This window comes from Nonomuraea sp. NBC_00507 (assembly GCF_036013525.1).
Taxonomy (GTDB): Bacteria; Actinomycetota; Actinomycetes; order Streptosporangiales; family Streptosporangiaceae; genus Nonomuraea.
Window position 1 is genome coordinate 3,209,484 of the sequence record NZ_CP107853.1, and the last position, 14,333, is coordinate 3,223,816.

A 14,333-nucleotide genomic window follows, 5' to 3' on the forward strand; every position below is an offset into this window, starting at 1 on the left:
GCAGCGAGGAGGATGGATGGTCAACTCGTTCGGCCCGCTCCTGCGGAGCCTGCGCCAGGCCGCGCAATGGACGATCGAAGAGCTTTCCCACGCCTCCGGCGTGAGCGTGCGAGCCATCGGAGACATGGAACGCGGCATCAGCCGCGGCCCACAACGGCGAACAGTGCAGGCGCTGGCCGAAGCGTTGCGGCTCGATGACGAGCAGCGGGCGGAGCTGGCCGAGGCCGCCAGGGCGGGCCGGCCGCGGGCCGGTGGCCCGGGGGCGGAGCGGTCGGAGAACCAGGTGGGGCGGCCGGGGCTGTATGAGCTGCCGCGCGGGCTCGGCGACTTCGTCGGCCGGGTGGCGGAGCTGGAGCTGCTGTGCGAGCAAGGGCGGGCGGCGTCCGCGGACGGCCCCACGCCGGTCGTGGTGGTGCACGGCCAGGCGGGACTGGGCAAGACGGCGTGCGTGGTGCGGGCGGCCGAGTTGTTGCGGGAGGTGTTCCCGGACGGGCAGTTCTACGTGGACTTGCGGGGCATCGACGCGGAGCCGATGCCGGCGGCGGAGGCGCTGCGTCGGCTGCTGCGGGCGCTGGGCCTGGACCCGCGCGCGATCGCCGAGGAGGAGCAGGAGCGGGCCAGCCAGTTGCGGGCGATCCTGGCGGAGCGGCGGTGCCTGCTGGTGCTGGACAACGCCGCCGACGAGGCCCAGGTGCGGCCCCTGCTGCCGGGCCCTGGAGCGGGGATGGTGGTCGTGACCAGCCGCCGCACGCTGGGCGGGTTGGAAGGGGTGACGCGGATCGCGCTCGCGCCGTTCTCGCCGAAGGAGTCGGCGGAGCTGTTGCAGGCCATCGTGCTGGAGGCCGCCGATCGCGCGGCAGCGGAGACGGCGCAGGTGGCGCGGTTGTGCGGACACCTGCCGCTGGCGTTGCGGATCGCCGGCACCCGGCTGGCATCCCGGCCCGGATGGACGATGCGACTCCTGGCGGAGCGGCTGTCGGATGAGGATCGCCGGCTGGCGAACCTGGCGGTGGGCGATCTGGGAGTGGAGGCGGCGTTCGCGTTGTCGTACGCGGTGCTGTCGCCGTGGGCGAAGGTGACCTTCCGGCGGCTGGCGCTTGTTCCTGCTGTGGATTTCGCCGCGCCGATCGCCGCGGTGCTCACCCAGACCGAGTTGTTCGCCGCCGAGGATCAGCTCGATCGGCTGGTCGAGCTGGGCCTGCTGCAGCACGAAGGCGCCGACCGCTACCGCTTCCACGACCTGATCCGGCTGTATGCGAGCCACCGGCTGCGCGACGAGGAACCCGCCGAGGCCAATGCGGCGGCCGAGCAGCGCATGGCCGACTGGCTGCTGGAGACCGCGACCGTGGCCGGGCGATGGTTCGAACCCGACTACGGAGCACCACCGTCCGACTACAAGGGCCTGGTTGTGCTCGCCACGTCGGAGGAGGCTCGGGCCTGGCTTGAGGTCGAAAGGGACACCTGGCTGGCCGCGCTGCGGATGGCGGCCGCCGCCGACCGGCACGAGCAGGTGGCCTCACTTGGTGAGGCTATGCGCTGGTTTGCGGCCCACACGCCGCACTGGTTGAGCGACTGGCTGGAGGTGTTCGGGATGACGCGTGCCGCCGCCGCCCGGCTGTCCGACCGCCGCCGGGAGCTATGGCACATGAACCGCCACGTATGGGCGTTCCTCGTCGCTTACGGACCCCGCGGAGACGCGGCGTTCAGGGAGTGCGTCGAGCGGGCGATGGAGGTCTACCGGCTCGCCGAAAGCCTCGGCGCCGTCAGAGAGCAGGCCGACGCGGTGTGCAACGCGGCCGAGGCCTGGCGGGTCCTCCACGACTTCGATCAGGCGCTGTGGGCGTATACCCGGGGGCGAGAGCTGGCCGAAGCCGCCGGTTACCACCACACCTACTACTGGGCCAGCGGCGGAGCGGCGATCGCGCTCGCCCGTCTCGGCAGGCTGGACGAGGCCATTGAGGCGTACCGCAGCTTGCTGAGGAACATTGACGAACAGCCGGTCGCCTCCGCTGCGGCACAGCACTCACGAATGTTTGCCCTGCAGGGCCTGGCCAGAGCTCTGCTCGCAGCGCAGCGCTGGCAGGAGGCCATCGAGGTGGCGGAGCCGGCCTTGGCCGAGAGCATCGAGCAGGGCAGCATCTGGACCATGAACATGCGCTGGGCGCTGGGCCGGGCATATGCCGGGCTCGGTGTGACCGGCGAAGCCCGCAAGCAGCTGACCCGGGCGATCGAGCTGGCGGATACGTACAGAGTTTGGGGGGCCAGCTCGCTTGATGAGGTGAAAACGGCGCTGGCGGCCCTCGGAATTGATCACAACACGTGACGATTGGCGGCCGCGCGGTGCGGCCGCCCAGTCGTCCCTTCATGTTCGGGAACGATGAATGCGCGTGGGTGGAGTCAGCGGTGCCCTTGGCCCACACACGAGAAGTTCTTGGCCTGGCTGACGTCACCATGGCCTTTGTACTTCGGCCACAGCGGGTATTCGCACAACGGGCGGGTGCGGTTCTTTGTGGCGGGGTTGGCGTCGGTCGCCACTGGGTTGGCCGGAGGGTTGTTTCGGCTCGTCCAGTCGTCCAGAGCTGTGAGAGAGTCCCAGGCCAGGTCGAAGCGTCCGGTCCCGTGGGCGTAGCCTCCCACCACGTAGTAGCGCACGAAGCGGCGGATCGATGGACCGTAGCGTTCGGCCATCCGTTCGTAGTAGGCGTTGGTCAAGGCTTCTGGGACCGCCATGTCGGTGGTGCCCTGGACGATGATGAGCTTGCCCCCGTGGTGTGCGAAACGGTCGATGTCGGGGTTCGTCGCGTTGAGGAGCCCGGACAGTTCCTTGACGCGCTTCTCGTACTGGCGATAGTCGAAATTCACCAAGGAGCCGTCGGCGTTCTGCTGAACGAAGTAACGGATCACCGGAGCGAAGAGCGTGTGGTAGCCGGTGGCTTCACCATTTCCCGCGCTGTCGAGCATCAGGGGGGCGAGATCGGCGCCCCGCAAGACGGGATAGGGGCCTATCCCGGTGACTCCGTTCGCCAGCGAGAACGCGAGGCTGTAGCGGGAGGCCGCTGTCTGCAGGGTTTGGATCTGAGTCTCGGACAGGCAGGTGTCTGAGCTGTCGGTTCCGCCTGGGCAGCGGAGCGACTCGACGGAGAAGGCATCGTCGCAACCCCGGACATTGGCGATCACTCCGTCGACGGCACCGTCGAGTTTGTCGCACGTGCCGTACACGGCGTCGGTGACCAATTGCTGCTTTGCGGGGTTGAGATAGCCGCCGGGACGGCTGTATGCCTGTTGCCATATGTGGTACCAGCTGAGCACCATCGCCTGGTTCTCAATGGCCGGGTAGTAGGCGATGATCCCGTCGTAATCGTCACCGTATCGCTGGGCGGCGATGAGTGCCTCGTGTCCTCCCTTGGAGGCTCCCACGTAGTACTGCTTGCCGGGGTGTTTGCCGTAGTACCTGTTCACGATGGTGATGACGGCATCACGGGTGCGTTTGACGCTCTGTCCGGACCAATTGGCGAGCGCCTCCTTGTTCAAAGCAAAGGACCCCGTGGGGCTGGTGCCCACGGCGGTTCCTCCGTCGCTCCCGAACGTGACGTAGCCACGGTTGATCGGCGGCTGTCCCTGTGCCGGGTCGTTATTGACGAAGCCGGGGGCCACGCCGAGCCCGGTGACGACGACGCCGTTGAAGCCGCTGCCGCCGAACTGCACCGACTTCCTGTTCCAAGAGGTCGGCAGGTTGACCTGGAAGGTGATGTCGGGAGCCGTGGTATCGAAGCTGTGCACCCTGCCCCGGGCCAGGCAGAACTCGGGCCGGCCGGCGGCCGGGTCGGCGCTGTTGAGCGTCGCGGAGTCGACCTCGCCGCCGCGGGTGGGCAGGCCTATGTCCGCAGTGTCCACGCGTAATCCCGTGAGCGACGCGCACCTGGTCACAGCGTCGGTCACGATCGTCCGCGCCGGGTCTGCGGCCGGGGCGGCGGCGGCCGGGGAAGGACCTTGAAGCATTCCGAGACATGCTGCGGTCAGCGCGGTGATGGCGGTTGCGAAGATGTGTCTTTTCATATGTCTTCCGGGGAGTAGGACTTCGCTTCTTCCTGCTGGTGGTCGTGAGCATCCAAACGTATGCGTGTCCTCCCGCGCTCGCTGGGGCCACGGTAGGCAGCATGGCCGAACGCGGCCCGCGGTCAGTCACCGCTGATCTGGCCGAACTCGAGGCATATTTCGTAGTCCGGAAATTTGGCCTGGCGTGTGTCTGGGGTGTATGCAGAGTCATGTAATTGGGGCCAAAAAAGCGGGGGACCGTGGACCAACGTAAGTGGGGCGCCGGGCACGGTGAGAACGTCGGGCTGCTCGGCCGGGGGTCGGAGTGTGCTCTCCTCGATCAGCTGATCGCGGCCGTCCGCATGGGGGAGAGTCGCGTGCTCGTGGTGCACGGCGCGCCGGGAGTCGGAAAGTCAGCGCTGCTGGAGTACGCGGAGAACGCGGCGGCCGGCATGCGGGTGCTGCGTGCGGTCGGTGTCGAGTCCGAGATGGAATTGGCTTTCGCCACATTGCATCAGTTATGTGCGCCGCTGCTGGATCGGCTGGAGAACCTTCCCACGCCGCAGCGCCATGCGCTCGAGACGGTGTTCGGGATGCGAGGGGGGTCGCCGCCCGAACGCTTCCTGGTCGGGCTGGCCGTACTGAGTCTGCTGTCGGACGCCTCGGAGGGGGGTCCCCTGCTCTGTGTGGTCGACGACGCGCAGTGGATGGACCGGGCCTCGGCGCAGGTCCTCGGCTTCGTCGCCCGGCGGCTGCTGGCGGAGTCGGTCGCCCTCGTCTTCGGCTCTCGGCAGCGGTCCAAGGATTTGCTCGGCCTACCAGAGCTGGAGGTCACCGGGCTGAAGGCCGCAGACGCACACGCTCTGCTGAGCTCGGTGACGAGCGTCCGGATCGATCAGCAGATCCGCGATCGGTTCGTGGCCGAGACCAAGGGCAACCCGCTTGCCTTGCTGGAGCTACCGCGTGAGCTGGCCATGGCCCGGATGGCGGGCGGATTCGGCCTCCTGGGCACCGACACGCTGCCGGGCCGGATCGAGCAGAGCTTCCTGGCCCGGATCGAAGGCTTGCCGGAGCAGACCCGGTTGCTCCTGCTGATCGCCGCCGCCGAGCCGGTCGGCGACCCCTCGCTGGTGTGGCGTGCAGCCGAACGGCTCGGCGTCACGCCGGCGACGGCCCTGGCGGGCGGGACGGACGGGCTGCTGGAGTTCAACGTACGGGTGATCTTCCGTCACCCGCTCGTGCGGTCGGCCGTGTACGGGTCTGCGACGGCAGCGAATCGCCGGGCGGTGCATCTGGCGCTGGCGGAGGTCACCGACGCGAGCACCGACCCGGATCGCCGTGCCTGGCACCTCGCGTCCGCCGCGCCCGGACCCGATGAGGCCATCGCCGCCGAACTTGAACGGTCCGCCGACCGGGCGCAGGCGCGCGGTGGGCTGGCCGCCGCGGCGGCGTTCCTGCAGCGATCCGTGGCACTGACCAACGACACCTCGCGGAGCGTTGACCGCGCGCTGGCGGCTGCGGACGCGAGCCTTCAAGCCGGCGACCTCGACGCCGCGCGGCGATTCGCCGACATCGCGGACGGCGGCGCGCAGAGCGAGTACCAGCGCGCTCGATCACATCTGGCACGAAGTATGATCACGTTCGCGGCCGGCCTCAACAAGGAGGCGCCGCCGATGTTGCTGACGGCCGCGCAGCGGCTCGAACCCTTCGACATGGACCTCGCGCGGGAGACCTACCTGACCGCGTGGTGTACGGCGGCATTGGCCACCGCGGATCCGGACAGCGTCACGGCGATCTCCCGGGCGATGCGCGAACTTTCCCCTCCGCACGGTGGTCCGCGTGCCCTCGATCTCGTGATCGAGGGCTACGCGCTGCTCATCACCGACGACCGGAGCGCCGCGCTCCCCCCGTTGCAAAAGGCGATGACCGCGCTCAAGAACCATCCCGTGCAGGACTTCCTGAAGTGGGGCTGGGCGGCCTGCAGCGCGAGCCCGATCCTCTGGGACGACCGGGGCATGCGCGAGCTATTCCTCAGGGTGGTCGCGGAGGTGCGCACGGCCGGCGCCCTGACCGAGCTTCCCCTCTATCTCTCCGGGTTGGGGACCATGACCGTGCTGAACGGCGAATTCGCCGCCGCGGCCGCGATCGTCGCCGAATCCGAAGCCGTCGACGCCGAGACGGGCGTGCCCATGGCGCAGTACACCAAGCTCTTTTTGGCGGCGATGCAGGGAAAGGAGGCCGAGGCCTCGGCGCTGATCGCCGCCGCGATCGAACAGGCAGGCGCGGACGGCCAGTTGAATGCCGTCGCGGGCGCTCAGTGGGCGGCCGCGGTCCTCTACAACGGTCTCGCCCGATATGAGCAAGCGTTGCCGGCGGCCCAGGCCGGCGCCGGGACCGCCAACCTGATTCTCTCCCAGTGGATGCTGCCCGAACTCGTCGAGGCGGCAGCGCGCCTCGGAGACCACACGGCCGCACAGGGTGCGCTCGACGGTATAGCGGACGCGGCAGAGCCGTGCGACACCGACTGGGCACAGGGTTTGCTGGCTCGCTGCCGGGCGCTGCTGAGCGACGCCGCCGCCGCGGACGGCCTCTACCGCGAAGCGATCGAGCGGTTGGAACGGACGCTGCTGCGTCCAGACTTGGCGCGCGCTCACCTGCTGTACGGCGAGTGGTTGCGCAGGAACCGTCAGCGGGCCGAGGCGCGGGCTCACCTGCGTACCGCGTACGAGATGTTCGTGTCGATCGGGATGGAGGCGTTCGCCGAGCGTGCCCGCCGCGAGCTGCTCGCCACGGGCGAGACCGTCCGCAAGCGCAAGAACGGGGCCTCGACGAGTGACGAGTTGACGGCGCAGGAGAAACAGATCGCCCTGCTCGTGCGGGACGGCCTGTCCAACCCGGAGATCGGGGCTCGTCTCTTCCTGAGCCCGCGTACGGTCGAGTGGCACCTCCGCAAGGTCTTCGCCAAGCTCGGGATCAGCTCCAGAAGGGAGCTCGGCGACGCCCTGTCCCGTGGACAGTAGCGATGACGCAGTCCCTGGTCCTGGTTGACCAGTGACACTCCCTGGTGCGATCCGGCAGCCGACTACGCGATTCTCGCGTGTCGGCATTTTCGCCCGAACGCAGGAGGAGCGGTCATGGACATGAAGCTTGAAGTCGTCGTGGTGCCGGTCTCGGACGTCGACCGAGCCAAGAACTTCTACACGGCGCTGGGCTGGCGGCTCGATGTCGACATCACCACCGGCGAGGACTTCCGGGTGGTGCAGGTGACCCCGCCCGGCTCGTCGGCGTCGATCACCTTCGGCACGTCGGTCACGTCTCAGACGCCGGGCACGGCTCAGGGATTGCACCTCGTCGTCAACGACATCCACGCCGCGTACGACGAGCTCAAGCGGCTCGGCGCCGACCCGAGCGAGGTGTTCCACGATGCCGGCGGCGTCTTCCATCACGCCGGGACCGACGCCCGGGTGCCCGGCCCGGCTCCGCAGCGCAGAAGCTATGGCTCGTTCCTGTCGTTCAGCGACCCGGACGGCAACGGCTGGGTGCTGCAGGAGGTGACCACCCGGCGCCCGGGACGGCTGGACCCGTCGGTCACCACGTTCGCCTCGACGTCGGACCTCGCGGCCGCGCTGCGCCGTGCCGCGGCCGCGCACGGCGAGCACGAGAGGCGCACCGGTGCGGAGGACCCGAACTGGCCGGACTGGTACGCCGGCTACATGGCGAGCGAACAGGCCGGAACCGAACTGCCGTCGTGAGCGCGTCCGCCTACTCAGCAAATGATCCGCGCGGCGGCGCCCAGTCCGCGTCGTCCTCGACCCAAGGGAATGAGGCAGACATGTACGATCGGCCGCTGGACGGAGCCGTCGCGCTCGTCACCGGCGCCAGCAGCGGAATCGGCGCCGCGACCGCGCGACGCCTCGCCCGTGAGGGCTCGGCGGTAGCTCTGGTCGCCCGTCGCCGCGACCGCCTGGACCAGGTGGTGTGCGACATCGCGAAGCTGGGCGGAGAGGCGGTCGCGTTGGAGGCCGACATCACCGAGCCCGAACGCGCCGACGACATGGTGCAGGACACGCTGGATCGGTTCGGGCGCCTGGACATCCTGGTCAACAACGCCGGGATCATGCTGCTCAACTCGGCGCTCCACACCACCATCGAGGAGTGGGATCGGATGATCTCGCTCAACGTGGCGGCGTTGTTGCGCGTCACGCACGCCGCCATCCCGCACCTGATCTACGCGGCGTCGACCTCCCCGCGGCAGGTGGCGGATCTGGTGAACGTCAGCTCGACGGCCGGGCGAGTCGCCCGGCCGGGGAGCAGCGTCTATGGCCTCACCAAGTTCGGCCTGAACGCGTTCTCCGAATCGCTTCGCCAGGAACTGCTCAGCGAACGCGTCCGGGTCAGCGTGGTGGAGCCTGGCACCGTGGACACCGAACTGGTGAACCACCTCAGCGACACCACCCAGGACGCGGCCCGCCGCCAGCTCGACGGAATCGAAGCGCTGCGGCCGGAGGACATCGCGGACGCAATCAGCTACATCGTCACGCGAGAGCGGCGGGTCGCCGTCAACGAGATGCTGGTCCGTGCCGGCGACCAAACATGGTAGCCGCGCCTGGCCGGCGTTTCCGCTGACCAGAGGCTCGCATCGGCATGGTTGTCACAAATCACGCTGCTACCCGGTCTTGTTTCCGGAATCGCTTTCTTCGATGTGGCCAAAGGAGCACCATGCACCCGCCAGAGAAACGGATCGCCACGTCGGTCCTGGTCATCGGTACGGGAGGAGCCGGGCTGCGGGCCGCCATCGAACTCGCCGAGCGCGGTGTCGGCGTCCTGGCGGTCGGCAAACGGCCGAAGGCGGACGCGCACACCTCGCTCGCGGCAGGCGGCATCAATGCGGCACTCGCCACGATGGACCCCGAGGACACCTGGCAACAACACGCGGCGGACACTCTCAAGGAGAGCTACTTCCTGGCCAACCCGCAGACCGTGCAAATCGTCACCGAGGGGGCCGCACGGGGCATCGAAGACCTCCAGCGCTGGGGCATGCCGTTCGCCCGCGAGCAGGATGGGCGCATCTCACAGCGCTTCTTCGGCGCCCACACCTATCGGCGCACCGCCTACGCCGGCGACTACACCGGACTCGAGATCCAGCGCACCCTGATCAACCGCGCGGCGCAGCTCGATGTCCCGGTCCTCGACACCGTTTACATCACGCGCATCCTCGTCCGCGACAACGCGGTCTTCGGAGCCTACGGGTTCGACCTGACCGACGGCAGCCGCTATGTCATCCATGCCGACGCCGTGATCCTGGCCGCCGGCGGCCACACCCGGATCTGGCGGCGCACCTCCTCCCGCAGGGACGAGAACACCGGCGACTCCTTCCGCCTCGCCGTCCTGGCCGGCTGCCGCATCCGCGACGCCGAGCTGGTGCAGTTCCACCCGTCCGGGCTCATCGCACCCGAGAACGCGGCCGGCACTCTGGTGTCCGAAGCGGCCCGGGGCGAGGGCGGAATCCTGCGTAACCAGCTCGGCGAGCGGTTCATGTCCCGGTACGACCCCGAGCGCATGGAGTTGTCCACGCGCGACCGCGTCTCGCTGGCCGCGTACACAGAAATCAAACAAGGCCGCGGGACCCCGAACGGCGGCGTCTGGCTGGATGTGTCGCAGCTGCCGCGCGAGACGATCATGACGCGGTTGCCGCGCGTCTACCAGACGCTCTTGGAACTGCAGATGCTCGACATCACCAAGCATCCGATCGAGATCGCACCGACCGCGCACTACTCCATGGGCGGAGTGTGGGTGCGCCCCGAGGACCACGGCACGGGCGTCGACGGCCTGTACGCGATCGGCGAGGCCGCCAGCGGCCTGCACGGCGCCAACCGCCTCGGCGGCAACTCCCTCATCGAACTCCTCGTCTTCGGCCGCATCGTCGGACAGGCGGCGGCCGAGTATTCCGCGGGCCTCGACGCCCAGCGCCGCTCGGCCGAGGCGCTCGACGCGGCACGGGCGGAGGTGGACGAGCTCCTGGCCGCCGACGGCCCCGAGAACGTGCGCTCACTGCAGCGAGCCCTCCGCGACATCATGACCGAGCATGCCGGCGTGGTGCGCGACGAGGGTGGCCTGCGGAAAGGCCTCGCCGAACTCGCCGGGGTAGAGGCGCGCATCGCCGACGTCGGTGTGCATCCGGACCTCGCCGGCTTCCAGGACCTGGCGCATGCCTTCGACCTGAAGTCCGCGGCGCTCGCCGCACGCGCGACGATCGAGACCGCACTCGAGCGTCGCGAGACCCGCGGCTGCCACAACCGCTCCGACTACCCGGACCTCGACCCCGCGCTGCAGGTCAACCTCGTGTGGTCCGGTCCCGGATCGGTGGAGCGGGAGGCCATCCCGCCGATTCCCGGCGAGATCGCGGCGCTCATGCGCGAGGTATCCACCGTCGGAAAGCTCGTCGAGTAGCCGGCAACCAGCAACGGACGCGGCCTCTTCTCGAAAGGACGACACTGATGAGCGCTGTAGTCGTAGGCGTGGACGACTCCGAGAACAGCCTGCGGGCTGTGGAGTGGGCCGCCGGCGAGGCCGGACGCCGCCGGCAGCCGCTGCAGATCCTCCACGCCTTCATCTGGCCCCTCCTCGGAGTCCCCCTCGGACGGGCGCCAGGAGCGCCACCCGAAGGCGGCCTCCGGCACGCCGCCGAACGCATCCTGGCCACCGCACTGGCGCGTGCGCACGCGGTTGCGCCCGACGTCGAGGTGACCACCAGCCTGCCGGAGGGCGAACCCGTCACCGCACTGCTGCACCGTTCCCACCAAGCGGGGCTTCTCGTCGTGGGCAGCCGCGGGCTCGGCGAAGTCGGCGGTCTGCTGCTGGGCTCGGTGGGCGCCCGGCTCGGGGCAGAGGCGGTCTGCCCGGTCGTGGTCGTGCGCGGGCCCGTCACGCCACGCGGACCTGTCGTGGTGGGCATCGACGACCGCGGCGAGAGCGAGGCGGTGCTCGCCTTCGCCTTCGCGCATGCCGCCCGGACCACGAATGCCCTGATAGTGGCGCATGCCGGCGCCGAAGGATCAGCCAGTGGGAGTCGCCCGCCCCTGCCCGAGCACGACCTGGCCCGATGGCAGGAGCGCTTCCCCACGGTCACGATCGACCAGGAAACTCTCACCGGCCGGCCGGACAAGGCACTGATGCACGCCGCGTCCCAGGCATCCCTGCTCGTCGTCGGCTCTCACCACCGCCACGAGCTCAGCGCACTCATGCACGGCTCGGTCAGCCAGGCCGTCCTGCATCACGCCACCTGCCCGGTGGCGATCATCCAGGTCCACCCATAGGGACACAGATCGCCCGTGCGGCTGATCCACGCAGTCAGCCGGCCTGCCGGACATCCACTCAAACCACGTATGGAGGAAACATGAGCGTCCCAAGCGGCGAGAACGAGTTCCTGATCGAGCTCGAGGCCGAGGTCGAGGTCGAACTGACCGAGGTCGAGGCAAGGCAGCCGGAGGAAGGACTGCCGGTCACCGACTGGCTGTTCGATCCGACGGACGCCGAGCGCGAGGAGATCGGCCTGCGGGGTCTGCGCGACGCGATCGAGGTGCTGGAGGACGATGCCCGGCCTGGCGGCGACGTTGCTTGAGACGCGGATCGCCACGCTGGACAGTCTGCGTGAGCACCTGCAGTGGGCGGTCGAACTGGAGCACGCGACCTTGCCGCCGTACTTGTGCGCGCTGTACTCGCTGGACCCCGAGCGCAACCCGGAAGCCGTCCAGGTGGTGGGCAGCGTCTTCGCCGAGGAGATGCTGCACCTTGCCCTGGCCGCGAATCTGCTCAACGCCGTCGGCGGCCGGCCGCGCCTGGATACTCCGCGGATGCTGCCGGAGCATCCCCGGACCCTGCCGCACGGCGACCGCTCCCTGGAATTGTCCCTGGTTCCCTTCGGCGCGGAAGCGCTCGAGATGTTCCTGCGGATCGAACAACCCGCGCCGCCCAGCGCTCCGGCGGAGGGCGACGCATACGAGACGATCGGGCAGTTCTACGCCGCGATCGAACAGGGACTGCGCCACCTGTGCGACCGCCTCGGCGAACAGGCGGTCTTCTGCGGTGATCCGGCCCGCCAGGTGAGCACCGCCCATTTCCGGCGCACCGCCGGCCGGCTGATCGCCGTCGACGGTCTGGCCTCCGCGCTGGCAGCGCTGGAGGAGATCGTCGAGCAGGGTGAGGGGACCGCCCGCGGCGAGGTCTGGGACGGGGACCAGGACGTCTTCCACCCCGAACGGGACGAGGTCGCGCACTACTACCGCTTCCAGGAGCTCAAGCTCGGCCGGCGTTATCGGCGTGGCGACACCCCGCAGTCCGGACCCACCGGGGAAAAGATCGCCATGGATCTGGCCGGCGTCCTTCCGATGAGGCGCAACCCGCGACCCGCAGACCCGGGCAGTGCGATCGGCGCAGCGCAGGAGGAGTTCAACCACACCTACTGCGCCATCCTGCACCTGCTGGAGCAGGCATTCAACGGCAACCCTAAGCTGCTCGCGGTCGCCACCGGCACCATGTACGCGCTCAAAGCCCAAGCCCAGGCCTTGATGCGGATGCCCGACGGCGAGGGCACCACGGCCGGCCCCACCTTCGAATACGTCGCACCCGAACGGCGCCGGTGGAGCGTCGGCGACCACCAGCGGATCGTCGTGCTCCGCGACGGCCCCTACGTCGTGTACGGCGGCGTCCCTCTCCGGCGCAAACGCAAGATCGTCTCTGCCGAGAACAACGCGCTGACCTGGAAGACCGGCGAGCCGCTGGAGACCGAGGACACCTACGCGCTGTGTCGCTGCGGCCATTCGGGGTCCAAGCCGTTCTGCGACGGAACCCACGCCGTGATCGGCTTCGACGGCACGGAGAGCACGGAAATGCGGCCGTACAAGGAGCTGCAGCATGTGCACGACGGGGTGGGCATCTCGGCCCAGCGGGTGGGCGAGCTGTGCATCCACGCCGCCTTCTGCCTCGGACGCACGAGGCCGATCGCCGCGATGCTCGCCGACACCGCCGACAGCGACGTGCGCTCCACCATCATGGGCCGCATCGACCACTGCCCGTCCGGTTCCTACAGCTACGCCCTCGAACGCGGCGGCGAGACGATCGAGCCCGACCTTCCCTTGGCCATCTCGGTCCTGGAGGAGGAGGACGGACTGGCCAGCGCGCTGTGGGTCACCGGTGGAGTGCCGGTCCTGCGAGCGGACGGGCGGCCGCTGGAGACCCGCAACCGGATGACGCTGTGCCGCTGCGGCCACTCCGGCAACAAACCGCTGTGCGACGGCACCCATCGGGAGATCGGCTTCCGGGAGGAAGCCCCAGGCCACGAACAAAGAAGGCCATGACCGGACGCCTGGCACGGATTGGCCAGCCCTCGTCGAACGGGGGCTGGCCATGGAGAAATGATCAGTCGGTTGCGCGGGCGGCGGTCTCAATGAGACGGGTTACCGCGCCGGGATCGATGATCAGTGCGGCGTGCGAGGCCGGCACCTCGACCGTGTGGGACTTGGCGCGGGCGGTCATGAAGCGCTGCGCCTGCACTGGGATGGCTTGGTCGTCGCGGGAGATCAGCGCCCAGGACGGGACGGTCTTCCAGGCGGGCGTGCCGGAGGGATCGTTCAGCGCGCTGAAGGTGATCGGCCGCTGGGTGACGGCGAGGAGCGCGCTGGTGGAGCGGGGCAGGTCGGCGGAGAAGATGTCGGCGAAGTTGTCGGTCTTGAGGTAGACGTCGGCGTCGCCGGAGGCCAAGGGCACGGTCTTGATCGTGTCGTTGTTGATCTTGCTGCCCTCGTACCTGCCGGCCAGGCCGAAGACGCTCTCACCCTGGTCGGGGATGATGGCTGAGACGTACACGAGGGCCTTGACGTCGGGGTCGGCGTTGGCGGCGTTGGTCACGACCGAGCCGCCGTACGAGTGGCCGACTAGGACGAGGGGCCCGTCCACGGTGGCGAGCAGGCTGTTGAGGTACGCGACGTCGGAGGCCAGGCCGCGCAGCGGGTTGGCCGGGGCGATCACCGGATAGCCATCGCGCCTGAGCTGGGAGACGACTCCGTTCCAGCCCGAGGCGTCGGCCCAGGCGCCGTGAACGAGGACGACAGTGGGCTTGGCGCCGGTCGCGTCCGCCGGCTGCGCCACCAGGGCGCCGCTCAGGGCGACCAGTAAGGCGGCGAAGGTGGTCTTCTGGCGTCGGGACATTGTGGGAGTCCTTCTCTTCGTCGTGGCGGGGGTGAGGGTGGCGCCGTCCCCCTCCGAACGGCGCCACGAAGGGGGCCAGGTATCGCATGAAT

Annotated in this window: 10 protein-coding genes; 8 read left to right on the plus strand and 2 right to left on the minus strand. The window is 69.2% G+C overall.

Translation table 11 applies throughout. From position 1 onward, the window contains the following. Positions 1–16: 16 nt before the first annotated feature. On the plus strand, positions 17–2,323 hold the full coding sequence (locus OHA25_RS16185) for a helix-turn-helix domain-containing protein (RefSeq protein ID WP_327588388.1): 2,307 nt from the start codon (positions 17–19) through the stop codon (positions 2,321–2,323). Between the two features lie 74 nt (positions 2,324–2,397). On the opposite strand, the gene OHA25_RS16190 is transcribed toward OHA25_RS16185, so the two are convergent. Then, positions 2,398–3,894 (minus strand): tannase/feruloyl esterase family alpha/beta hydrolase, encoded by a 1,497-nt coding sequence (locus tag OHA25_RS16190; protein WP_327588389.1) that lies wholly within the window; start codon positions 3,892–3,894, stop codon positions 2,398–2,400. 401 nt (positions 3,895–4,295) lie between these two features. On the opposite strand from OHA25_RS16190, the gene OHA25_RS16195 reads away from it, so the two are divergent. The 7 genes from OHA25_RS16195 to OHA25_RS16225 all read left to right on the plus strand — a co-directional run bounded on the left by OHA25_RS16195 (position 4,296) and on the right by OHA25_RS16225 (position 13,391). Continuing rightward, a complete protein-coding gene (locus OHA25_RS16195) occupies positions 4,296–7,055 on the plus strand; it encodes an ATP-binding protein (protein ID WP_327588390.1) in 2,760 nt (919 codons plus the stop codon). Between the two features lie 114 nt (positions 7,056–7,169). Continuing rightward, positions 7,170–7,787 carry a VOC family protein gene (locus OHA25_RS16200; RefSeq protein WP_327588391.1) on the plus strand — a complete coding sequence of 206 codons (618 nt, stop codon included), beginning with the start codon at positions 7,170–7,172 and terminating at the stop codon, positions 7,785–7,787. Between the two features lie 80 nt (positions 7,788–7,867). Continuing rightward, positions 7,868–8,635 carry an SDR family NAD(P)-dependent oxidoreductase gene (locus tag OHA25_RS16205; protein WP_327588392.1) on the plus strand — a complete coding sequence of 256 codons (768 nt, stop codon included), beginning with the start codon at positions 7,868–7,870 and terminating at the stop codon, positions 8,633–8,635. 119 nt (positions 8,636–8,754) lie between these two features. Further along, positions 8,755–10,485: an L-aspartate oxidase gene (locus OHA25_RS16210; protein WP_327588393.1), complete on the plus strand. Its 1,731-nt coding sequence runs from the start codon at positions 8,755–8,757 to the stop codon at positions 10,483–10,485. A gap of 47 nt (positions 10,486–10,532) precedes the next feature. Further along, positions 10,533–11,351: a universal stress protein gene (locus OHA25_RS16215; RefSeq protein ID WP_327588394.1), complete on the plus strand. Its 819-nt coding sequence runs from the start codon at positions 10,533–10,535 to the stop codon at positions 11,349–11,351. An 80-nt stretch (positions 11,352–11,431) separates the two neighbouring features. Beyond that, positions 11,432–11,656: a hypothetical protein gene (locus OHA25_RS16220; protein WP_327588395.1), complete on the plus strand. Its 225-nt coding sequence runs from the start codon at positions 11,432–11,434 to the stop codon at positions 11,654–11,656. Next, complete coding sequence (locus tag OHA25_RS16225; RefSeq protein WP_327588396.1) at positions 11,628–13,391, plus strand: ferritin-like domain-containing protein; 1,764 nt, start codon at positions 11,628–11,630, stop codon at positions 13,389–13,391. Before OHA25_RS16220 ends, OHA25_RS16225 begins: the two co-directional genes overlap by 29 nt. Before the next feature lie 61 nt (positions 13,392–13,452). Here OHA25_RS16225 and OHA25_RS16230 read toward each other — a convergent pair whose 3' ends face one another. Further along, a complete protein-coding gene (locus OHA25_RS16230) occupies positions 13,453–14,241 on the minus strand; it encodes an alpha/beta fold hydrolase (RefSeq protein ID WP_327588397.1) in 789 nt (262 codons plus the stop codon). Positions 14,242–14,333: the final 92 nt, after the last annotated feature.